Origin of the sequence: Salinarchaeum sp. Harcht-Bsk1 (assembly GCF_000403645.1) — an archaeon.
GTDB lineage: Archaea > Halobacteriota > Halobacteria > Halobacteriales > Salinarchaeaceae > Salinarchaeum.
On record NC_021313.1, the window covers coordinates 170,814 to 191,099 of the forward strand.

The following is a 20,286-nucleotide window of genomic DNA, read 5'->3' on the forward strand; positions in this document are numbered from 1 at the left end:
TATAGTAAAACATTCCCGTCAAATTTTGGAGCGGCACGCTTGCGTCGTGGACAGGTGCAGACGTGCACCTGATTATCCCGAACGGTTACTACCGACACCTTCACTGGACGTTCGTCCAGAGTTCAAACGTCTTTGAGGACGTAGATTCAGTATTAGGGCTGACGTTAAGCCGATCGACGCACCCGAAGGAGGTATGCACGGCATCGATCCGTACGAATCGACCGATCCAACCTTCGAGTGCCCGAGCTGTGGCGCCCGTTCCGACGACCGCGGCGAATGCGATTCGTGTTCGACCACAATGTTGAACATCTCCGTGGCGCGCGAGTGAGGAGTCGAGCGACGCCCGGCGCTCGCTAATCGCGCCAGGGACTCGCATTCGAGACCACTGTCCTTAACGGCGCTGCAGCGCTAGGACGGCCGATGAGTCGGGAGTCCGGGGCGGACGCGTTCTCGCAACTCGGGCCAGCGGTCCGCTCGGCACTTTCCGCACGGGGCTTCGCGACCCCGACCGAGCCCCAGCGGCTCGCGATCCCCCCGCTCGCCGACGGCCGACACACCCTCGTGGTCGCGCCGACCGGCACCGGGAAGACCGAGACCGCGATGTTGCCGGTGTTCGACGCCGTCGCGGAAGCCGAACACAGCTTCGGCATCTCCGCGCTGTACGTCACGCCGCTCCGCGCGCTGAACCGCGACATGCGCGACCGCCTGGACTGGTGGGGCGAGGAACTGGACCTCGACATCGACGTTCGCCACGGCGACACCTCAGACTACCAGCGCAGCAAGCAGGCCGACGATCCGCCGGACGTGCTCGTGACGACGCCGGAGACGCTCCAGGCGATGTTCACGGGGAAGAAGCTCCGACGGGCGCTCGAAGACGTCGAGCACGTCGTGATCGACGAGATTCACGAACTGGCGGCGTCGAAACGCGGCGCACAGCTCGCGATCGCCCTCGAACGACTCCGCGACCTCGCTGGCCCGTTCCAGCGCGTCGGGCTCTCCGCGACCGTCGGCGATCCCGAGACCGTCGGGGCCTTCCTCACCGGCGGCCGTGGGTGTGCGATCCGCGAAGTCGACGTCGGGAGTCGGCTCGAACTCGACGTGGTCGTGCCGGAGGTCACGGCCGAGGACGAGGCGCTCGCGAGCGAACTGATGATCGAGGAGGAGTTCGCGAGCCACGTCCGGGCGATCCGGGACGTCGTAGCGGAGAACGAGTCGACGCTGATCTTCGTGAACACTCGGCAGACGGCGGAGGCGATGGGCTCGCGGTTCACGCAGCTAGCTGCCGACGAGGATAGCGGATCCGGAGGCGAGGGCGTCGTCGACGTCGGCGTTCACCACGGCTCGCTCGCGAAGTCGGCCCGGATCGAGATCGAGGACTCCTTCAAGGCCGGCGAACTCGACGGCCTGCTCTGTACGTCGTCGATGGAACTCGGCATCGACGTGGGCCACGTCGACCACGTCGTCCAGTACCAGAGTCCACGTCAGGTAACCAGGTTGCTCCAGCGCGTCGGGCGTGCCGGGCACCGCAGCGACAAAGTGTCGGCCGGGACGGTCGTCGCGACCCGCTCCGACGACGCACTGGAGGCGATGGCGATCGCACGCCGGTCGCTCGACGGCGAGGTCGAACCCGCGCCGATCCACGAGGGGAGCCTCGACGTCGTCGCGAACCAGGTCGGTGGGCTCGTCGAGGGACAGGGTGGCGTCCACGCCCGCCGAGCGTACGAGATCGTCACCGCGGCCTACCCGTTCCGCGATCTCGACAAATCGACGTTCAAGGACGTCGTCCGGGAGCTTTCCAAGAACCGGATCGTCTACCTCGACGAGGACGCAGACCGCATCGAATCCTCCGGCACCTGGCGGTACGTCTACGAGAACCTCTCGATGATCCCGGACGAGGAGACCTACGCCGTCGAAGACGTGGCCTCGGGTTCACAGATCGGGACCCTCGACGAGCGGTTCGTCGCGACGTTCGCCGAACCCGGCGCGGCGTTCATCCAGGGCGGACAGATGTGGCGCGTCACGAACGTCGACGACGACGACGGTTCGCTGACGGTGTCGCCGATCGAGGATCCGAGTGGCGAGATCCCGTCCTGGATCGGCGAGGAGATTCCGGTCCCACGGCCCGTCGCGGAGGAGGTCGGCGAACTCCGCGGCGTGGCGGGCAGACAGTTCGAGCATGGAGCCGACCGCGCAGCCGTCGCGCGAGACCTCGCCCGTCGGTACCCGATCGAGGCCGAGCACGTCGCGCGGGCACTTGACCCGATCGAGCGCCACGCCGGGGAAGCGCCGCTTCCGACGGACGAGGGCATCCTGATCGAACGCGAGGGCGGGAAGATCGTGCTCAACGCGCCCTACGGCCACGACGCCAACGAGACGCTCGGTCGGATGCTCTCGGCGTTGCTCGGCCAGCGCACCGGCTCCTCGGTCGGGCTCGACGTCGACCCGTACCGAATCGATCTGGAGGTCCCCGGCATCGTCGACGGCAGGGACGTCATCGCCGTGCTCGAGGAGACCGACCCCGACCACGTCGAGCCGTTGCTGGAGCTCTCACTCGATCGCTCCGAGGCGCTCGCGTTCCGGCTCTCGCAGGTCGCCGAGCACTTCGGCGCGATCAAACCCTGGCAGGGCGACTCGAGCCCACCGGCGAGCCGCCTCCGACAGTACCTCGCGAACACGCCGGCATACGAAGAGGCCAAACGTGAGGTGTTCCACGAGGACCTCGACGTCGAGGCAGCAGCCGATCTCCTGCGGTCGATCCAGCGCGACGAGATCGCGATCGAACTCGTCGGTGGCCGGACGCCGATCGGGACGGCGGGCAGGAGTTCGAACATGGAGCTCCTCGTCCCGCAGAACGCGGACGCGGGCGTCGTCGAACAGGTGAAAGATCGAATCTACGGCGACGACGTCCGGCTGTTCTGCGTCCACTGCACGGAGTACGATCGAGTGAAGCCCGTCAAGCGCGTTCGCGAGGAGCCCTCCTGTCCGCACTGCGAGTCGACGATGATCGCCGCGTTGCACCCGTGGGCCGACGACGCCGTGACCGCTATCAAGGCCGACGACAAAGACGACGAACAGGAGAAGCTGACCGAGCGAGCCTATCGTTCCGCGAGCCTCGTCCAGCACCACGGGAAACCGGCCGTGATCGCGATGGCGGCCCGTGGCGTCGGACCGGACACGGCTGCCCGGATCATCAACAAGCACCGCGAAGCCGAGGCCGACTTCTACCGCGACATCCTGGAACAGGAGCGCCAGTACGCCCGGACGAAATCCTTCTGGGACTGACCGGTCGTTCCGATCGGCGAGCGCGGCGGCCGGGACTACCTCGTGGGAAACCCTTTTGCGGCGGCGGACGAAACCGCCGGTCGAGACATGAGCGTCACCCTGAAAGACTTCTATGCGGACTGGTGTGGGCCGTGCAAGACCCAGGATCCCATCCTCGACGAGTTGTCCGAGGACTGGGGCGACCGCTTCGCCGTCGAGAAGGTCAACGTCGACGAGGAGCAGGAGATCGCCAACGAGTATCAGGTGCGCTCGCTCCCGACGCTGATCGTCGAGAACGAGGACGGCGTCGTCGAGCGCTTCGTCGGCGTCACCCAGCGCGAGGACCTCGAGGACGCGCTCGAACAGGCTGGCGCGTAGCGCGAATCGTCGATTCTCTGGATCGGTGTATGCTGCGGAACGGCCGGTCAGCGACGCGGACCGTCGGTGTGCCTTGTTCCGAGCGAGACGGACGGCGACTCAGAAGGAAAGCGGCTCTGCGGCCTCCCAACGAGGGCCGTAGAGCTCCTGCACGTCGGCAGCGAACTCGGGATCCTTCAGGTCGATGACGCCGAAGGGCTCGTCGGGCTCCAGTGGGTGCGGCACGTGGATGGTGACCTCCGTGGCGTCGATGAGGTTGAAGGTCCCCGCGACGTTCGGGGCCGTCCGGACCTCGTAGCGAGGATGCTCCGAGAGCGTCCGTCGGTGACGATTGCCGACCTCCGGCGGGAGTGAATCCACGAGGCCGGGGGTGAGCAAGACCTCGATGGTGACGCCGCGGTCGAGAGCCGATTCGAGTTCGTCCACGGCGAGGATCCCGAGTTCGGACACGTCGAACAGCGGGCTCCGATCCGAGCCGACAACGACGATCCGGTCCTCCGCGGCTGCGAGACGTTCGATGAGCAGGTCGACGGCGTTCTCCGCGCCGACGGCGGCCGTCCAGAACTGTTCCTCGACGGGTTCGGCCGCGTCGAGTTCGACCGAAAGGTCGTCGACGATCTCCTCGTACTGTTCGGCCTGCGCGTCGAGTTCGCGCTTCTTGTCCTCCAGCAGCCGGTCGAGCGCCGTCGCCGGTTCGACGGCGACGTACTTCTTGGGCCGGCTGGCCGTCTGGCTGCGAACGAGGTTGTACTGCTCGAGGCTGTTCAACACGTCGTAGATCCGGCCCATCGGGACGTCACTCGCGCGTGACAACTCCTTGGCCGTTGCAGGCCCCGTATTGAGGAGCGCACGGTACGCCCGTGCTTCGTACTCCGAGAGACCGAGATCCCTGAGACTCGCCATATCGGTCGTTCAAGAGACGGTAGAACATAAACACTGCGTTGGTTGTTTATACCACGCGGGAGCAGTTTTGCCGGATGCGAGGCAGGGTCAGAGCTGGGATGCAACGCGCTCGCTCAGCTCTTCGGGGTGGAATGCCGGTGCGGACCGCTCGCCATCGGCGACTACGTACGCCGCGTCGGGTTCGTAGTCGACATCGCGATCGATCGGTTCGCCAGCATCGCCGATTGCGGGCACGACGATCGCCTCGTGGTCTGCGAGACGCAGGGCGGCCCGATGCAGATCGCTTCCGACGGCTGCCGTCAGATCGATCCGCACGGTCCCGCGAAGGAGGCGCCCCGCGACGGTCCCGAAAGCGGCAGCCTGCGGGCCGAATCGTTCGTGGGCGCCGGCGAAGGCCTCGGCAGTCTCCCGAGCGATCGATTCGTATCGATCCACCCCGGTCACCTCCGCGAGGTCGAGTAAAGCACCGGCGAGTTCGACGTTGGCGTCAAGCGGCCTGAGCGGACGGTCTAGAAGCCCGACGTCCCCGATGGGACCGTCGACGAACGTCTGGCCGGGTCGCCGCTCGTCGATCGCGGTGTCGACCAGTTCGCGAGCGAGGGCCACGGGGCCAGATGCAGTCTCCTCACCGTCGAACGCATCCACGGCAGGATCCGGACCGAGCACGCCACGAGCGGTGACGAGCGTCCGAATCGTTCGTGCCGTATCGAGGAGCAGTCCACGTTCCCCGTCCGAGTCCTCGGCCGCGGGTGATCGATAGTGGACGGTCTCGCCCTCCTCGATCAACGAGCCCACGAGCGTAGCGAGCGCCCTGCGCGCGAACGCCTCGGCGGTCTCGTCGTCGGTCACCGCCGCCACGGAGAGCAGGGCGTCGATGCCCAGGGCATTCCAGTCAGCGAGCACGGTCTCGTCGACGAACGGTGCCTCGGCACGTTCCCGCTCCGAAGGCTCGAGCGCGTAGTAGTCCGCGCCTGGACCTGCGGCCTGGCTAGCGGCGAACGCACCGCGATCGCCTGGGGCGTCGTCGGTCCAGAGCGTCGTCGTCAGGAACTCGACGCCGCGCTCGGCGGACCGGCGGTAGGACTCCTCGCCGGTGTAGCGGTACGCGGCCGCAAACGCCCGGATCAAGGCAGCGTTCGAGTCGAGCAGCTTCTCGTAGCTCACCGAACTCCAGTTCCGGTTGGCTGCGCTGCGGTGGAACCCGCCGGCGTGCTCGTCCTCGAGATTGGACGAGATCGCGTCGAGGGTCCGGAGTGCCATCTCACGATCCCGCTTGAGCGCGAACTCGATCGCCCGCGGCATCGGGAACTTCGCGCCGGTGCCCCAGCCGCCGGCCTGCTCGTCGAAGTTCTCCCGGAGCGTCTCGAGCAGGTGGCCCTCGATCGACGCGTCGAGGGGCGCGCCCGGTGGTTCTTCGTCGGCGAGCGCACGCGGAACCCGCCCCGCCGTCGATCCCTGCTCGCTCCACGTTCGGCGAACGCCCTCGATCGCCCCACGCATGCCCGACGCGGTCAGCGGTCCGGCGGCATTCAGGACCTCGCCCTCCGGCGTCAAAAACGCGGTCGAGGGGACCCCGCCCATCGCGTACCGGTTCGCGACCCGCGGGTTCCGATCGACGTCGGCTCGAACCGGGACGAACCCGTCGTCGATGTCTGCCGCGACGCGGGGCTCGCCATACGTCTCGGCGTCCATCTGCCGGCACTCCTCGGACCACGTCGCAGTCAGGGAGAGCAGCACGGGCACGCCAGCGTTCGCTGCCTCGTCGAAGGTGGCCTGGCCCCACGGTCGCCACTCGACGTGGCCACCCGGCGGCCAGGTCGGGACGCCTGGTGCCGGATCGCTCGCTGCGGCCCGTTCCGCGGCCCTGCTTCCCGGCGCGGGCTCCTCGGTTCCGTCCGGATCCTCGGTCATGGTCGCGCTACCGCTCGGCGGGGTAAGTGGCTTCGGAGTCGAACCGGGCCAGCCCAGGTTCGGCCGCGCTCAGAGGCGTCGGTAGCCCGATCGAGTCTCGACGATCTCGCCGCGGCCCTCCAGCTTCCTGAGCGCCCGGTCGACGTACTCGCGTGGGACGCCGTGCTCCTCGGCGTAGTCCCGGATCGCCGCACCGTCAGGTTCCTCGTGGACGTCGAAGGCGTCGAGGACGATCTCCCGACGGCTCCGGCTTCCACCACCGCCGCTGGCCCGTTCGCCCGCTTCGGCGACGGCCTCCGGATCGATGCCCGCGGCTTCCAGTTGCGTCTCGTCGTCGATGACGTCCTCGCCGATCGACGCTTCGAGGTCGCCGAAGGAGGGCGCCGCGTCGCCCGCACCCCGGCGGTTCGCGACCAGCGCCGCCCGAGCCTCCCTGGCGTCGTCGGCCTCGGCCGCTTCCGCGAAGTGTCGCAGCTTCTTCGTCTGGTGGCGCTTCCCACAGCGTGGACAGGTCGCCGAGTCGCCACCCTGCTCGATGACCCACAGCGACGAACACTCCGTGCAGCCGACGACGGCGTACATCACTCCGAGGTCGGGCGGCATCACTCAAGAATCTGCGGGAGTGCCACAGCTTCAAATACCAGACCGGAGCCAACCACCGGCGTGATCTGCGGATTCGCTCCGATCGGTTTCGCGGGTGTGCGACGCACCGATCGGACGGACCAGCCGCGTCGCCTGTCCGCCCAATCTACAGTGTGGCCCCTTCGCCCAATTCGCCGCGTCGCCTGTTCGCCCAATCGACCGAGTCGCGGTCCCGACGTTGTCGACACGTCGTCGATCCCGGAACTCGCGGCAATCGCCCGACGAGTACTCAGACTGGCTCGCCGAAGGCGTACATCGTCTGGTGGCTGGTGACCTCGACGGTGAGTCGATCGCCAGGCTCGATCCCACGCTCCTCGGCATTCCGGACGATGATCTGGCGATAGGCGTCGTCCCGACACTTTACGGAGTGCTCGGTCCCCTGCTCGACGACGAGCACGGAACGCTCCTGTCCGACGAGGTCATCGTACGCCTCGCCGACGATGTCGCGTTTCACTTCGCTCATCTCCTTCGACCGTTCCTTCTTGAGCGTCCCACCGAGGCCCTTCATCTCGGCCGCGTCGGTCCCCGGCCGCTTCGAGAAGCGCGTCACGTTGACCTTCTCGGGACGGACCTCCCGAAGGAGCGCCATGGACTGCTCATGGTCGGCGTCGGTCTCGGTCGGGAAGCCACAGATGAAGTCAGTCGAGAGGGTCCACTCCCCGAGCGCGCCGTCGAATGCCTCGACGACGTCGAGGAACTCCGAGACCTGGTGCTGGCGGCGCATGTCGCCGAGGACGTCGTCGGAGCCCGACTGGACCGGCACGTGCAGGAAGTTGTAGAGTTCGTCGTGTTCGGCGAAGACCTCCGCGAGTTCCTCGCGAATGCCGTGGACGCCCTTCGGATTCGCCATCCCGACGCGAACCCGGAAGTCGCCGTCGATCTCGGTGCAGATGCGATCCAGCAGGGTGTGCAGCGTCCGCTCGCCGTCGTCCCAGCCGTAGACGCCCGTGTCCTGGCCCGTGATACGCAGTTCCTTGGCGCCGGCGTGGACCAGCGCGCGGGCCCGATCCACGTTCTCGGAGATCGGCGGCGAGTCGATCTTCCCGGTCGCCTGCTTGGTGATGCAGTACGAACAGTCGCTCATGCACCCGCGAGCGATCGGGAGGATGCCGACGACGCCGTCGAGGATCGGTTCTGCGTCGGGGGTCGTCGTCGGACACTCGCCGTTGCGGACGTGGCTGGGCACCTCGTCCCAGTGGAGCACCTCGGCGTCGACGCCTGCCTCGCGGAACTGCTCTCCCTGGGCCAGCGCCATGCAACCAGTCACGACCAGATCGCCCGGCGTCTCCTCGTCGAGTTCCCGGGCCCGTGCGAGCATGTTCCGCTCGGTCTTCTCGACGACGGTACAAGTGTTGAGGATCGCGACGTCGGCGTCGTCCGGCCCCGTAGCCTCGTGGTGGCCGCCGTCGCGGAGGGCCCGCTCGATCTGGCGGCTCTCACCGCGGTTAGCGGTGCAGCCGTAGGTCTCGATGTGGTAGCGGGCCACGGTTGCCCGGTCTAACGGGGACGCGGGCAAAAGCGCGACGGATCACTCCGGGGACGGATAGGGGTCGCTCGCATCGCTCGGTGCCCCTCTGCAACGGCTCAATCACTAAGTAGGCAGCCACCGGAGAGACAGGTATGTTCGGCGACGGGGACGACGGCCGCGTCACCTGCATCGCCTGCGGGACGGAGCTACCGCGGTCGGCGGCCCGCGAGTACGACAAGGCGGGCGATCGCTGGGAGCGCGAGGAGAAGACCTTCGAGTATTTCTGCAAACCGTGCGATCGAGATCGGTGTCACCAGCCCCGTCGCGGCCTGGAGGACGCACTCGTCGCAAGCGGCGCCGGCGAGTGCGATCGCTCCGAGTTCCTGGCTCGGCTCTCTGAACAGTGGGAGCAGCCACCCAGAGAGGAGCCGTAGTTCGCGCCGAGCGCGTCGAACGATCAGACGCTGGGTACAGCCGCGCCCCGACACGCATATGGGTGGCTCCGTCGTAGCGCGGGGCATGACCGACGCGGACGCCGAGACCGACGCTGACGACGCTGACGGTGTGCCTCCCGAATCCGACGGGGACGCACGGTCCGAGAAGAAGACCAAACCCGACGATCAGGGACCCGTCCGCATCGACGAGGAACTGGCTCGCCACGTCGAGAACAAGCGCGAGGAACTCTTAGAGAAGTTCGAGATTCCGGACGGGTTTCCACCAGAGGTGATGGAGGAAGCCGAGCAGCGGACCGACGACGTCGGCTCGGAGATCCAGTCGGAGGCCGACGAGCGGCGGGACCTCCGCGACCTCACGACCTGGACCGTCGACCCGGTCGACGCCCAGGACTTCGACGACGCCATCTCGATCCGGCGCGAGGGCGACGACTATCGACTCTGGGTGCACATCGCGGACGTCACTCACTACGTCCACCCCGACTCCGCGATGTGGGCCTCGGCGGTGGAGCGGGCGAACACCGTCTACCTCCCCGGATACACCGTACACATGCTGCCGCCGGTGCTCGCGGAGACGGTCTGTTCGATCGTTCCCAACGAGGATCGCCTCGCGCACACCGTCGAGATGGAACTGGACGGCGAGACGCTCTCCTACGAGACCATCGACATCTACAAATCGGTCGTTCGGAGCGACTCGCGGCTCACCTACACCGAGTGTGAGCACCTCCTCGACGAGCCCGAAACCGCGGACGAGTACCTCGAGGATCCCGACGTCGACCTCGGCGAGCGCGTCGACCTCGCCTGGGAACTGGCGGACCGGATGCACGAGCAGCGCAAGGAAGACGGCTCCCTCGTCCTGAACCCCCGACGTGATCGCGCTCACACGATCGTCGAGGAGTGCATGCTCAAGGCGAACAAGGCGGTCACGCACGAACTGATGTGGGATCGCGGCGTCGAGGCGATGTACCGGGTTCACCCGCAGCCCTCTCCCGACGAGTGGGGCGAAGCTCTGCAGGAGATCCAGGAACTGGATGGGGTTTCGATCCCAGCCGAGACCTGGGACGAGCCCCGCAAGGCCGTCAACGCGACCCTGGAATCCGCGCCAGAGCGGCAGCTCTCGGACATCCAGTGGGCAGTGATGAAGGTCATGCCCGCCGCGAAGTACATGAACGACCCCTTCGGCGGCCACCACGCGCTCAACTTCGAGATCTACGGCCACTTCACGAGCCCCATACGTCGCCTCTCCGACCTCATCAACCACTGGATCGTCCACACCAACGACGTCCCCGAGGACCTCGTGGCGCTGTGCGATCGCGCGTCCGACAAGGAGCGAGACGCCGAACAGTGCGAGCGCGAGTACCGGCAGTTCCTCCAGGAGGTGGGTCTCGACGCCGACGCCGTCAACAATCGTGGTATCGAGGTCGTCGACGATCCGGCAGACGCCGACTACACGCTCTAGCGTACCGTTCACCCCCCACGTCCAGGATCTCTACCGACGGAAACGGCTTTACGACGCGGGAGTTAATCCTTCGCATGGTCTACACGCTCCAGTACTACGATCTCGTGCTGATCGCGGTAATCACTCCAGTGCTCATCGGCGTCGGCCTGGGGTCGTTCACGCCGCTGGGGATGCCCATCGCGATCGTCGGTCTCGGCGCCGTCTCGATCGCCGTGATGTACTACGGTCTCTTCGTCAACGGCCCGGTCGACGAGGTGCAGGACCTCACCGACGAGGTCGAAGACCTCGCCTGATCAGCGGTCACTTCTCCGCACACGCTGGGAAGAACAGCGCTTTGTGCCCCGCCTCCCCAGCGTCAGCCATGCACACTCGCGAGGGACTCGCGCTCTCCTGTGTCGCCTGCGGATGGCAGGGTGACCGCCTCGACGCGCAGCGGTGCCCGGACTGTGACGGCCAACTGGCACCGAGCTACGACGCGGACGCGATCGACGGCTCTTCACTCCGCGCTGGTCTCGAGGACAGCGATTCCCAGTGGTCCGTCGACGCGCTGGTTCCCATCGGATCCGACGGCGACGGGGTCACGCTCGGCGAAGGTGCCACGCCGCTCGTGGCCTGCCCAACGCTCGGCGACGAACTCGACGTCGAGACGTTCGAGATCAAGGACGAGGGACACAATCCGACCGGCACGGTCAGGGATCGTGCGATCGCCGTGGCGGCGACGGCGGCAGTGGAGGCGGGAGCGACCGACGTCGCACTTCCGACGACGGGCGCCGACGGCGTGGCTGCCGCGGCCTACGCGGCGCGTGCCGACCTCGACGCCCACGTGTTCGTGCCGACGAGGTCGACGCACACGACGAAGGCGATGATCAACGTCCACGGTGGCGACATGCAGGTCGTCGAGGGACGACTGCCCCACGCCGAGGACGCGTTCGAGTCGGCGATCGACGAGGAGGACGGCTGGACACCGATCGATCCAGCGAATTCGCCGCTCCGCGCCGTGGGGCCAGCGACGATGGGTGCGGAACTGTTCGCAAGCGCGGACGGTGGAGTCCCCGACGCGGTCGTCGTCCCGACGGGTCACGGCGAGGTACTCGCTGGGCTGCACGCCGTCGCGGAGTTGCTCGTCGACCTCGGAATCCTCGAGGAACTGCCAGAGTTCCACGCCGTCCAGGCCGAGGGCTGTGCTCCGATCGTCCGCGCCTTCGAGGACGACGAAGGGACCGTCGAAGGCTGGGACTCCCCCGACACGATCAGCGGCGCGCTCGAAGTTCCAGATCCGGCGTTCGGGACGCACGCCCTCGCGGCAGTGCGTGAATCGGGCGGTCGTGCAGTCGCCGTCGACGACGAGGCGATCCTGGCGTCGGCCTGCCGGATCGCGGCGGCCGAAGGGCTGCAGGCCAGTGTGGCAGGCGGTGCGGCGGCCGCCGGGGCCTGGGAGCTATCGAACGCGGGTGTCTTCGAGTCCGACGACGCCGTCGTCTGCTGTAACACTGGGGCTGGCTCGCTGGACTCGGACGTACTGCGGAGCCACCTGATGCGGGCCGGATAGGTGGACCGCTGGCCAGTGGGCCAGTCAGCCGTCGAGATCTTGTAGGTCGGTCACGACGAGCACCTCGGTTGGTCCGGGCTGGAACCGGTACTCGACTGCCTGGCGCTCGATCGTGTACCCTGCTGGGGCAAGCGACCCAATCACCGGTTCGACGAACCGGGAGCGGTCCGCGTCGAGCGTCTGCAGCCCCGAGATCCGGAGTTCGCCTGCAGTGACGCGGGCCAGTTCACGGGCTGCCGCCTCGTGGAAGTCGCGATCGAATCGATCGTCGTAGAGAAAGAGGAGGTTCGCCGAGCAGGTGAGACCGAAAGCGTCGTCTCTGAATGGCAGGTCTGGAAGCGCTGCCTCAACGTAGCGATCCGGACACCGGGCGTAGTCGGCGAGAAACCGTCTGGCAGCGGCCCTGGCGTAGCGTTCCCGCGTCGCGACGTCGCCGTAGAACGACCAGTCGAAGAAGGAGCGCTTCTCGGTGATCTGTTCGACGACCTCGTCGATCGTCCCAGCACAGTGCGCTTCGAGCTCGTCCACCGACGGGCCGTAGACGGGGTCGACCGCAACGGCGCTGTCACCGATCTGCGCCGCGACGGCCGTGAAGGATCCCGGACCACCCGGACAGTCCAACATTCGGCGACCTCGAAGGTCTTCACAGGAGAGTCCGAACAGCCGACGGTACTCCTCGAAAGTCCGCCCGTAGAAGGCGGTTCCCTCATCGACGACGAATCCGTCAGATTGCATCGCTGGTTAATGGATTATCCTGTACTCTGTTGTACTTTATTGCACATTATCAATCGATGTCACACGACTTTGACTCCACTGTCTTCAGTCGTCCGAATCGCCGCGACCGCGGGGCTCAAGGGTCATCCTCGGAATGCTCCGCTATGGAATCAGTCCTGATTACTGGCGCACTCGGACTCGTCGGGCGCTGGGCCGTCGACCGATTCGCCGAGGAGTACGACGTGATCGCCGTCGATCGGACGCGCCCCGACGATCCGCGAGCGGACGTCGAGTATCGCGCGGCCGATCTCACCGAACAGGGCCCCGCGTGGGAACTCGTCCTCACAGAGGAGCCCGACGCCGTCGTCCACCTCGCCGCGATCCCTGCGATTGGGATGCGCGCCGGCGCCGAGACCTTCACCACGAACGTCACCGCCGGCTACAACGTGCTCACTGCCGCTGGCGAAGCGGGCATCCCAATCGCGTGGGCCTCCAGTGAGTGCGCCTACGGAGAGAACTTCGCCGACCCGCCTCGGCCACCCGAGTACCTGCCGATCGACACGGACCATCGGACCGATCCCGAGGATCCGTATGGAACGTCGAAAGTGGCTCTCGAGGCAGTCGCAGCCAGCGTGGCCCGGAAGTACGATACAAAGGTGACCACGATCCGACCGAGCTGGGTGCAGGAACCCGGAGCCTATCACACGAAGGAGGGTCGTGCCGAGTTCGATCCCGACGACCCAGGGCGGCACGGCAACTACTGGTCGTACGTCGACGTGCGTGACGTCGTCGAGTTGTTCGTTTCTGCGCTCGAAGTTGGCCACGATGGACACGAGATCTACAACGCCGTGGCCGACGAGAATTTCATAGACTATCCGACAGTAGACGCGATCGAGTCGGGCTATGGAACCGTTCCCCAGCCCTGTAACATCGAGGGTGACGAGTGCGCGTACTCCAATGCGAAGGCCGAAGCCGAACTCGGCTGGTCACCCCAGCATAGCTGGCGGACGGCAGAGGACGAGGACGTTCCGAGGCCGGAGCTGTAGGATATCGCTCTGCACGGTCGTTCGGAGCGCTTCGCTCGCGGCTCCCTACCTTCGCCGGGAGACTCGTTCCGCTCGGCTCCCGAACCCTGCACTCCCTCGTGCTGCGCAGGACGCCGCTCACGTAACCGAGTCGCTCCGGGTGGTCGCGGCTCGAATGCGAGGGATGGGATTCGAACCACGGCCAGACGTTCCGGCTCGGGCCTCCGGCCCTCGCGGGCTGCGACTGGTCTCATACGAATCCCGTTTCACGCATCGCTCCTCACTGTCGTTCGGACCGATGCGAGGGATGGGATTCGAACCCACGAACTCCTACGAGAGCGGGTCTTAAGCCCGCCGCCTTTGGCCAGGCTCGGCCACCCTCGCGCGTCCGGTCTTTTCACTCACCCCGACAAGTCGGTTTCGCCTGGCGATTGCCGATCGGGAACCGAGCTTACCAGTCGACGCTGATCGTGCCGTCGCCGTGGGGATCCGGCGCGATCTCCTCGTCGGTGCGCCGGTCGATCACGTGGATGCAGCCGTCGCCCTTCTTCGCGGGGCAGACCTCCGCCGCACGGACGTTCTCCTCGAGGTCGTCTTCGGCGATGAAGTAGGAATTGGGCTTGGCCATCCCGCTCAGGATGTCCATCTCCCAGTTGTCGCCGACCTCGGCGCACTTCCCGGCGCCGAAGCAGGCGTTCGCCTCGAAGATGATCTTGTAGGGCTTCTCCGCGATCGGCGGTCCCTCGTCGCCAACGGAGCTGGGATCCTGCACTTCTGCGTCGAGATCGCTCATTGCCCAAGGACTGGCACCCGGGATGCTTTCCGGTTACGGTTCAGGGCAGTCACGTGTCAGGAGGCTGCCGGTCGCCCAGGCGCTTCCACTTCTTCTCCACGTCGCCGTTCGCGACGACGAGCACGTCGCCGTCGTCCTGCATGAGTCGACACTTGCGAAGTTCGATGGCCTCGACGACGCCCTCGCCCTTGTCCGTCACGACCCGATCGCCAACCTCGAAATCCGGGTCCCGAAGCAGATACACGCCGGCGACGGTATCCTCTATCATGTCAGAAAGCGCGTAAGAGACGCCGAGGGCGATGAAGCCCGTCGCAGTTCCGAGACTCGCCGCGATCTCGCCCATCCCGAGCGTCGAGAGCACGGACAATGCAACGCCGAACCACAGGAAGATAGCCACGATCGTCACGAGGAGGTCGACGACGAGGTCCTCGCGCTTGCCGTAGACGCTCCCGAGGACCCGCCGGAGGACGGTCAGCAGGATCTTGATGCCGACGTAGGCCAGTCCAAGGACGATCAACGCTTGCAGGAGCGTCGGCACCGACGTCTCGATCCAGGTCGCGAGCTGGTCCGCGGTCGTTTCGGCGAGGTCCGACGCGAATCCTTCGAGATCGATTGCCATGGACGCCTCTCGAACGGACTCGTGTTCAACGCTTGGGGTCGGCAACAGAAACAGAATCGGACGCGAACGTCGAAGCCGTTACTCGAAGGGATGGTCGAGCACGACGGTGTGGTCGCGCTCGGGGCCGAGACCCACGGCGTAGAGGTCGGTGTCGACCTCCTCGGCGACGTACTCGAGATACGTCCGGGCGTTCTCGGGGAGCGCCTCGTAGCCCTCCTCGGCGACCGCGGCCCAGTCGACCTCCGGCCAGCCGTCGAACGTCTGGAAGTTCGGCTCGCACTGGGCCCAGCGCTCGGTCGTCGACGGGATCGTCTCGATCGTCTCGCCGTCGAGGTCGTAGCTCTCGCCGACCTTGACCTCGTCCAGTCCGGCGAGCACGTCGACGTGGTTGACCGCGAACCCGGTGAAGCCGCTCGCGCGAGCGGCGTGGCGGACCATCGGGAGGTCGAGCCACCCGACTCGGCGGGGTCGGCCGGTGACGGTGCCGTACTCCCCACCTTCTTCCCGAATGTAGGACGCGAGGTCCTCCGCGGAGGGGTCATCACCCGTCGCAGCAGCTTCGTCGCCCGCGTCGACGCCGTGGCCGCCGTCGCTCGGGCCGAGTTCCGTCGGCATCGGCCCGGTGCCGACGCGCGAGAGATAGCCCTTCACGACGCCCACGACCTCGCCGTCACCGATCGTCGTGACGCCGAGGCCGGATCCGGTCGCGGCGTATCCGGCCGTGGGGTTCGAGGAGGTGACGTACGGGAAGTTCCCGTGGTCGATGTCGAGGAGGGTGCCCTGCGCGCCCTCGAGCATGACCTGTTCGCCGTCGTCAATTCGGCTCGTGAGGAACTCGCCCGCGACGACGGTCATGTCCTCGTCGCGCAGCCGCTCGCCGTACTCGACGTAGCGATCGTAGACGGCGTCGACGTCGAGCGCGTCCTCTGCGCTGAACCCGTCGAATTCGAGGTCGACGCTCGCGAGGTCGATCCCGTAGACGTCCTCGATGAGTGCTCGCTTCTGGGGAATCACGTACTCGAGGCGGTCCCGGAGGACCGCCGGATCGAGGAGGTCACCGATCCGGACACCGCGTCGGCCGACCTTGTCCTCGTACGTCGGACCGATGCCCCGTCCCGTCGTCCCGACCTTGAGGTCGTCGTCGCTGCGAACGTCCTCTTCGAGGTTGTCGAGGATCCGGTGATACGGCATGATGACGTGCGCCCGCTCCGCGACGCGCACGTCGGGATCGAGGCCCTGCTCGTGGAGCCCGTCGAGTTCTTCGAACAGCGTGTGCGGGTTCACGACGCAGCCGTTGCCGAGGACGCCGATCTTGCCGCGAACGGCGCCGCTGGGAACCAGTGAGAGCTTGTAGGTCTCTCCGCCGTGCACGACCGTGTGTCCGGCGTTGTCACCGCCCTGGTATCGCGCGACCACGTCGGCAGACTCGCCGAAGACGTCAACGATGCCGCCCTTCCCCTCGTCGCCGAGCTGTGCGCCGACGATGGTGACAGTCATTACGAGGCGAGATTTCGCGTCGCTGGATAAACGAATTACGATGTACCTGGCGAGGGGATTCACCGGTCACGGACTGGCTGGGATCGGAACCGTTAACCACTCCCACGGGACAGTTTCTATCGTAGCAGACGGTACACGCGTCCTGAACGCTCTCCTCTCGCGGTTCCTGACGACAACATTTAAAGCCCCCAACGACAAGTTAACACGTGCCATGATAGATCGGCTCGAAAAGGAGGTCGACATGCTGGAACGCCATCTGCAGGTCCTGCGGATGGTCATCGAAAACGAGCCCATCGGCATCGTGAAGATGTCCAACGAGACGGGCTACCCCCACCACAAGGTACGCTACTCCCTGCGAGTCCTCGAAGAGGAGAACCTCATCGAGCCCTCGAGCCAGGGTGCAATCACCACGGAACGGACCGCCGAGTTCATCGACGAACTCGACGACAAGATCGACGAGACGGTCGACACGCTCGAAGGCATGAAGCTAGAGGACGCGGCCGAGCTCGAGTCGTAACCGACCGCACGACCTGCAGATCCGACGAGTTCGCTGGATCCGATCGACTGTCCCGCCCGAGATGCCCTCCGGCCCCGCCGCTCTTTCTGCAGCGCTGCCGGTCGAGCGAGAGCGACAGCGCTCGCGGTCGTGCAATAGCGACTGCGCTCCCCGTGGAGTGAGAGCGGCTGCATTACCGGTCTAGCGATCACGGACACGCTGCGGCAGGCCTGGAGAAGACCACCTTCGAAACCGTCGGAAGGAACGGGATTCCGAGTTCGCTACAGCTCTGGGACGTTCAGGTGGAGGTCGTCGCCGCGCGCCTCGACGAGACAGAGGTGATAGCCCTGCTTTCGCGAGAGTTTGACGTAGCTCGCGCGGGAGTCCCGGCTGAGCAAGCTGCCGCTCGTGGCCTCCGAGGCCGTCTCCAGCGCCGCCGGCTCGAAGAAACTCCGCGTCACGAAGAACGCACCAGCGAGTGCCATCGAGTGCTCCTTCACTCGGCTGGCGCCCTCCTGGAGGTCGACGATCATCCGACCCGTTGCGGGGTCGCGAGCGTCGTTCATGTTCGCCACGAGGAGCGCCTCGCCCATCTTGTCCCGGACGACGACGTCGAACGTCTCGCTGGGAGCGCCCTCCTCGCCCTCGACCGCGTCGCGGGCGACCTCGCCGTGGAACTCGACGCGATCGATTTCCGGGATCGCGTCGTAGAGGTCCCGGAGTTCGCTCGCGGAGTCGGTCTCCCGAATCTCGTAGGGGAGGATCCGGACGAGCCACTCGACGAACCGGTAGGCCATCGTCTCCTGGAGGAACGCCTCGAACGGTTCGCCGTCGACCGTCGCGCCGTCGTCCTCGAACTGGGTGTGTACGTCGAGCCGGAGGTTCTGATTCACCGCCGTCGCATCTGCGCTCCCGTCGTGGGCCGCCTCGAGCGTGGGAGCGCTCTTGGAATCGTAGCGGACGAACAGGTCCGTGCCCTCCAGGGCTGCCCGTGGCGTCAGTGGACCGCCACTGGCCCCTGCACCCGCGTTTTCGGAGGGCGTCGGCTCGGCACTGGCTGCTTTGTCCTCGAGTTCCTCGATCTCGTCCTCGAGTGAGCGGATCTCGCCGCGCAGGGACTCGTTCTCTTCAGTCAACGAGTCTACGCGTTCCTGGAGGCGATCGCGCTCCTCGGTTACCTCGTCGCGTTCGTCCTCGAGATTCGTGACGCGCTGTTGCAGTCGGTCGATGCGATCCTCCCGCTCGAGCACCTCCTGTTCGAGCGTGTTCTCGGCTCCCTGCGTGCGATCCGTCGCGGCCGACCGACCGCTCGAACCAGATGGCCGGGTACCCGAACCGGACGACCGGGAGTTCGAACCGGACGATCGAGTGCTCGACGACCCGGATCGTCCGCTCGCTGACTGGGCCGTCGAGGAATCACGGGTGTTCGTGCTCGATCGCGACTGCGAACGGGCGCTGCTTGCATTGGCGTTACGACCCTGCTGCGTGGATCGAGACTGACGCTGCTGTCGCGTCTGCGTCTGCGACTGCCCGCTCACCTCGACGTCCTCCGTCCGGTCGGGATCGAGTGCGGGGACGGTGGTCGCTTCGCGCCAGGCCGCTTCGGACTGTCGGGGGGCGTCCTCCCGTCTGGAAGCGTCGTCACCCGCATCCGCCGAGGGTGCTGCCGAACGGTCCGTGGCGTCGGCGGCCGCCGGTTCGCTCCCGCGCTGGTGCGACGCGGGATCCCCGGTCCCGGCGGATGGTGCGGAGGCACGATCGCTCGACGATCGATCGGCGCTTCCTGTTTCGGGAGTCGACGCGGCCGCCGATTCGGTTCCGCGTTCCCGATCCGCCGCGGAGGCCGATCGCGTCGAGTCGGCGGAAGTCGTGGCGTTCGAGGCGGCGTCCGCTCCAGGCTGCTCGCCCGAGCCAGCTTCCGGGGTAGCCTCGTTCCGCGGGGACCGAGACGAATCCGTTGCCGAGTTCGTCGCCCGAGCAGCAGCGGCGGTGCCGTCCGATGAGTCGCCGGTCGCTCCGCGGTCGTCGCCAGCGGTCGGGCTGGCGCTACCGTCGGACTGGTCCTCCTCGTCCGTTGCGTCCGCTTCGTCGGCGATTTCAGTCGACGGGTTGCCCTCGGCAGCAGTCGGCGCATCGGCGGCACCGGACCCGGCAGCGTGGGCGTCGTCCGCCGCAGATCCGTCGTCACCAGTTGCAGCCGATGGTCCGTCGTCACCGCCCGTTGCCGCAGCACCGTCGTCAGCAGCTGATCCGGCGGACTCGTCGTCGGTATCGTCTGGGGACGGATCCCCCCCGGCGTCTGACTTCGAGGCCGTCTCCACTCCCTCGCTCTCGTCGCTCCCCGCGTCGGATTCGTCCGTCGCAGTCTCGGGCTCCTCGGGCTGTGGTACCTCCATGACCCCGATGTCGACGTCCACGACCTCGTAGATCCCCACCTCGTCGTCGGCCCGCTCGAAGGCCTCCTCGCCGGTAATCATCTTCCCGCTGTTGCCGACGAAGGCGACGCTCATCGAGTGGCCACCGTGGTAGAGCTGGTAGTAGTCGCCGCTCAGGACGTTCTCGCTGAGTTCGACGTAGCCCGTGAACGACCCCGAGGAGAGCGTGCTGTCGACCTCGGAGATCGGCGTGTCGTTGGTGTAATATTTCGCCCGCGTGTCGCCGCCCTCAGTCTGCATCGCGTAGAGAAGCGGTAGCGACGGATGGGGTGCCTTGTGCGCCGTGCCCTGGGCGCCCTCGACGTCGTCGATCGCACCCTCGAAGACGCCGACGATCTTGCCGTTGACGAAGAACAACCAGGCGCCGCCGGCGCGGACGACACCCGAGAAGTCCACGGACGCGAGCTGGCGGAGGCCGTCGTAGCCATCCTCGAACGGCCGCGTCGGCCAGCCCTCGACGTCCGCTTCGATGCGTCGCTCCATACCCACGTCAAGCCGGAGTCCGCCCAAATATGTTCCGCCGCTGGCGGCGCCCAGGAGCGATCGACGGAGTTAGGGAGGGAACGTTCGGGAGTGGCGCAAAGAACCAGCGAGCGGGGTGAGAAACGAGACGGATCTGAGCGCAACGGACAGAAACGGAGGAAGATGCGGCGAAACAGCGGGAGAACGAAATGCGTCAGCGCG

At 66.6% G+C, this 20,286-nt stretch carries 17 protein-coding genes and 1 tRNA gene; 8 read left to right on the plus strand and 10 right to left on the minus strand.

What is annotated here, in order from left to right; translation table 11 throughout:
- Nucleotides 1–420: 420 nt before the first annotated feature.
- A complete protein-coding gene (locus L593_RS00835) occupies nucleotides 421–3,282 on the plus strand; it encodes a DEAD/DEAH box helicase (RefSeq protein WP_020445017.1) in 2,862 nt (953 codons plus the stop codon).
- Nucleotides 3,283–3,369: 87 nt separating this feature from the next.
- Nucleotides 3,370–3,639, plus strand: a complete 270-nt coding sequence (locus tag L593_RS00840; protein WP_020445018.1) for a co-chaperone YbbN — start codon at nucleotides 3,370–3,372, stop codon at nucleotides 3,637–3,639.
- A gap of 99 nt (nucleotides 3,640–3,738) precedes the next feature.
- Here the strand turns inward: L593_RS00840 and L593_RS00845 are convergent, their stop codons facing one another.
- The 4 genes from L593_RS00845 to L593_RS00860 all read right to left on the minus strand — a co-directional run bounded on the left by L593_RS00845 (nucleotide 3,739) and on the right by L593_RS00860 (nucleotide 8,581).
- Nucleotides 3,739–4,542: a TrmB family transcriptional regulator gene (locus L593_RS00845; protein WP_020445019.1), complete on the minus strand. Its 804-nt coding sequence runs from the start codon at nucleotides 4,540–4,542 to the stop codon at nucleotides 3,739–3,741.
- A gap of 87 nt (nucleotides 4,543–4,629) precedes the next feature.
- Nucleotides 4,630–6,453: a DUF255 domain-containing protein gene (locus L593_RS00850; RefSeq protein WP_020445020.1), complete on the minus strand. Its 1,824-nt coding sequence runs from the start codon at nucleotides 6,451–6,453 to the stop codon at nucleotides 4,630–4,632.
- A gap of 69 nt (nucleotides 6,454–6,522) precedes the next feature.
- Nucleotides 6,523–7,035, minus strand: coding sequence for a DUF5817 domain-containing protein (locus L593_RS00855; protein WP_020445021.1), 513 nt, complete (start codon nucleotides 7,033–7,035; stop codon nucleotides 6,523–6,525).
- A gap of 289 nt (nucleotides 7,036–7,324) precedes the next feature.
- A complete protein-coding gene (locus L593_RS00860) occupies nucleotides 7,325–8,581 on the minus strand; it encodes a tRNA (N(6)-L-threonylcarbamoyladenosine(37)-C(2))-methylthiotransferase (protein WP_020445022.1) in 1,257 nt (418 codons plus the stop codon).
- A 134-nt stretch (nucleotides 8,582–8,715) separates the two neighbouring features.
- Here L593_RS00860 and L593_RS00865 point away from each other — a divergent pair, with 134 nt between their 5' ends.
- From L593_RS00865 to L593_RS00880, 4 genes are all read left to right on the plus strand, one after another.
- Nucleotides 8,716–8,997, plus strand: coding sequence for a hypothetical protein (locus L593_RS00865; RefSeq protein ID WP_020445023.1), 282 nt, complete (start codon nucleotides 8,716–8,718; stop codon nucleotides 8,995–8,997).
- A gap of 85 nt (nucleotides 8,998–9,082) precedes the next feature.
- Entirely contained in the window at nucleotides 9,083–10,474 is a 1,392-nt protein-coding gene (locus tag L593_RS00870; protein WP_020445024.1) for a ribonuclease R family protein, read from the plus strand.
- A 74-nt stretch (nucleotides 10,475–10,548) separates the two neighbouring features.
- On the plus strand, nucleotides 10,549–10,767 hold the full coding sequence (locus tag L593_RS00875; RefSeq protein WP_020445025.1) for a hypothetical protein: 219 nt from the start codon (nucleotides 10,549–10,551) through the stop codon (nucleotides 10,765–10,767).
- A 68-nt stretch (nucleotides 10,768–10,835) separates the two neighbouring features.
- A complete protein-coding gene (locus L593_RS00880) occupies nucleotides 10,836–12,023 on the plus strand; it encodes a pyridoxal-phosphate dependent enzyme (RefSeq protein ID WP_020445026.1) in 1,188 nt (395 codons plus the stop codon).
- A gap of 24 nt (nucleotides 12,024–12,047) precedes the next feature.
- Here L593_RS00880 and L593_RS00885 read toward each other — a convergent pair whose 3' ends face one another.
- Nucleotides 12,048–12,758 carry a hypothetical protein gene (locus tag L593_RS00885; protein ID WP_020445027.1) on the minus strand — a complete coding sequence of 237 codons (711 nt, stop codon included), beginning with the start codon at nucleotides 12,756–12,758 and terminating at the stop codon, nucleotides 12,048–12,050.
- Nucleotides 12,759–12,901: 143 nt separating this feature from the next.
- Here L593_RS00885 and L593_RS00890 point away from each other — a divergent pair, with 143 nt between their 5' ends.
- Entirely contained in the window at nucleotides 12,902–13,783 is an 882-nt protein-coding gene (locus L593_RS00890) for an NAD(P)-dependent oxidoreductase (protein WP_020445028.1), read from the plus strand.
- A 278-nt stretch (nucleotides 13,784–14,061) separates the two neighbouring features.
- On the opposite strand, the gene L593_RS00895 is transcribed toward L593_RS00890, so the two are convergent.
- From L593_RS00895 to L593_RS00910, 4 genes are all read right to left on the minus strand, one after another.
- A tRNA-Leu gene (locus L593_RS00895) sits at nucleotides 14,062–14,146 on the minus strand.
- 67 nt (nucleotides 14,147–14,213) lie between these two features.
- Nucleotides 14,214–14,555 carry a ferredoxin gene (locus L593_RS00900; RefSeq protein ID WP_020445029.1) on the minus strand — a complete coding sequence of 114 codons (342 nt, stop codon included), beginning with the start codon at nucleotides 14,553–14,555 and terminating at the stop codon, nucleotides 14,214–14,216.
- Nucleotides 14,556–14,604: 49 nt separating this feature from the next.
- The gene (locus L593_RS00905; protein WP_020445030.1) at nucleotides 14,605–15,174 is read right to left on the minus strand and encodes a mechanosensitive ion channel family protein; all 570 of its coding nucleotides are present in this window, start codon (nucleotides 15,172–15,174) and stop codon (nucleotides 14,605–14,607) included.
- Nucleotides 15,175–15,252: 78 nt separating this feature from the next.
- Nucleotides 15,253–16,671, minus strand: coding sequence for an adenylosuccinate synthase (locus L593_RS00910; protein ID WP_020445031.1), 1,419 nt, complete (start codon nucleotides 16,669–16,671; stop codon nucleotides 15,253–15,255).
- Nucleotides 16,672–16,882: 211 nt separating this feature from the next.
- On the opposite strand from L593_RS00910, the gene L593_RS00915 reads away from it, so the two are divergent.
- A complete protein-coding gene (locus L593_RS00915) occupies nucleotides 16,883–17,188 on the plus strand; it encodes a hypothetical protein (protein ID WP_020445032.1) in 306 nt (101 codons plus the stop codon).
- Nucleotides 17,189–17,448: 260 nt separating this feature from the next.
- Here L593_RS00915 and L593_RS00920 read toward each other — a convergent pair whose 3' ends face one another.
- Nucleotides 17,449–20,085, minus strand: a complete 2,637-nt coding sequence (locus L593_RS00920; protein ID WP_020445033.1) for a hypothetical protein — start codon at nucleotides 20,083–20,085, stop codon at nucleotides 17,449–17,451.
- Nucleotides 20,086–20,286: the final 201 nt, after the last annotated feature.

Excerpts from the sequence above, each read along its gene's own strand:
- L593_RS00875 (WP_020445025.1), top strand. The coding sequence starts at position 10,549 with ATGGTCTACACGCTCCAGTACTACGATCTCGTGCTGATCGCGGTAATC.
- L593_RS00890 (WP_020445028.1), top strand. The coding sequence starts at position 12,902 with ATGGAATCAGTCCTGATTACTGGCGCACTCGGACTCGTCGGGCGCTGG.
- L593_RS00920 (WP_020445033.1), bottom strand. The coding sequence starts at position 20,085 with ATGGAGCGACGCATCGAAGCGGACGTCGAGGGCTGGCCGACGCGGCCG.
- L593_RS00885 (WP_020445027.1), bottom strand. The coding sequence starts at position 12,758 with ATGCAATCTGACGGATTCGTCGTCGATGAGGGAACCGCCTTCTACGGG.
- L593_RS00870 (WP_020445024.1), top strand. The coding sequence starts at position 9,083 with ATGACCGACGCGGACGCCGAGACCGACGCTGACGACGCTGACGGTGTG.
- L593_RS00855 (WP_020445021.1), bottom strand. The coding sequence starts at position 7,035 with ATGTACGCCGTCGTCGGCTGCACGGAGTGTTCGTCGCTGTGGGTCATC.
- L593_RS00910 (WP_020445031.1), bottom strand. The coding sequence starts at position 16,671 with ATGACTGTCACCATCGTCGGCGCACAGCTCGGCGACGAGGGGAAGGGC.
- L593_RS00915 (WP_020445032.1), top strand. The coding sequence starts at position 16,883 with ATGATAGATCGGCTCGAAAAGGAGGTCGACATGCTGGAACGCCATCTG.
- L593_RS00845 (WP_020445019.1), bottom strand. The coding sequence starts at position 4,542 with ATGGCGAGTCTCAGGGATCTCGGTCTCTCGGAGTACGAAGCACGGGCG.
- L593_RS00905 (WP_020445030.1), bottom strand. The coding sequence starts at position 15,174 with ATGGCAATCGATCTCGAAGGATTCGCGTCGGACCTCGCCGAAACGACC.
- L593_RS00835 (WP_020445017.1), top strand. The coding sequence starts at position 421 with ATGAGTCGGGAGTCCGGGGCGGACGCGTTCTCGCAACTCGGGCCAGCG.
- L593_RS00840 (WP_020445018.1), top strand. The coding sequence starts at position 3,370 with ATGAGCGTCACCCTGAAAGACTTCTATGCGGACTGGTGTGGGCCGTGC.
- L593_RS00900 (WP_020445029.1), bottom strand. The coding sequence starts at position 14,555 with ATGAGCGATCTCGACGCAGAAGTGCAGGATCCCAGCTCCGTTGGCGAC.
- L593_RS00865 (WP_020445023.1), top strand. The coding sequence starts at position 8,716 with ATGTTCGGCGACGGGGACGACGGCCGCGTCACCTGCATCGCCTGCGGG.
- L593_RS00880 (WP_020445026.1), top strand. The coding sequence starts at position 10,836 with ATGCACACTCGCGAGGGACTCGCGCTCTCCTGTGTCGCCTGCGGATGG.
- L593_RS00850 (WP_020445020.1), bottom strand. The coding sequence starts at position 6,453 with ATGACCGAGGATCCGGACGGAACCGAGGAGCCCGCGCCGGGAAGCAGG.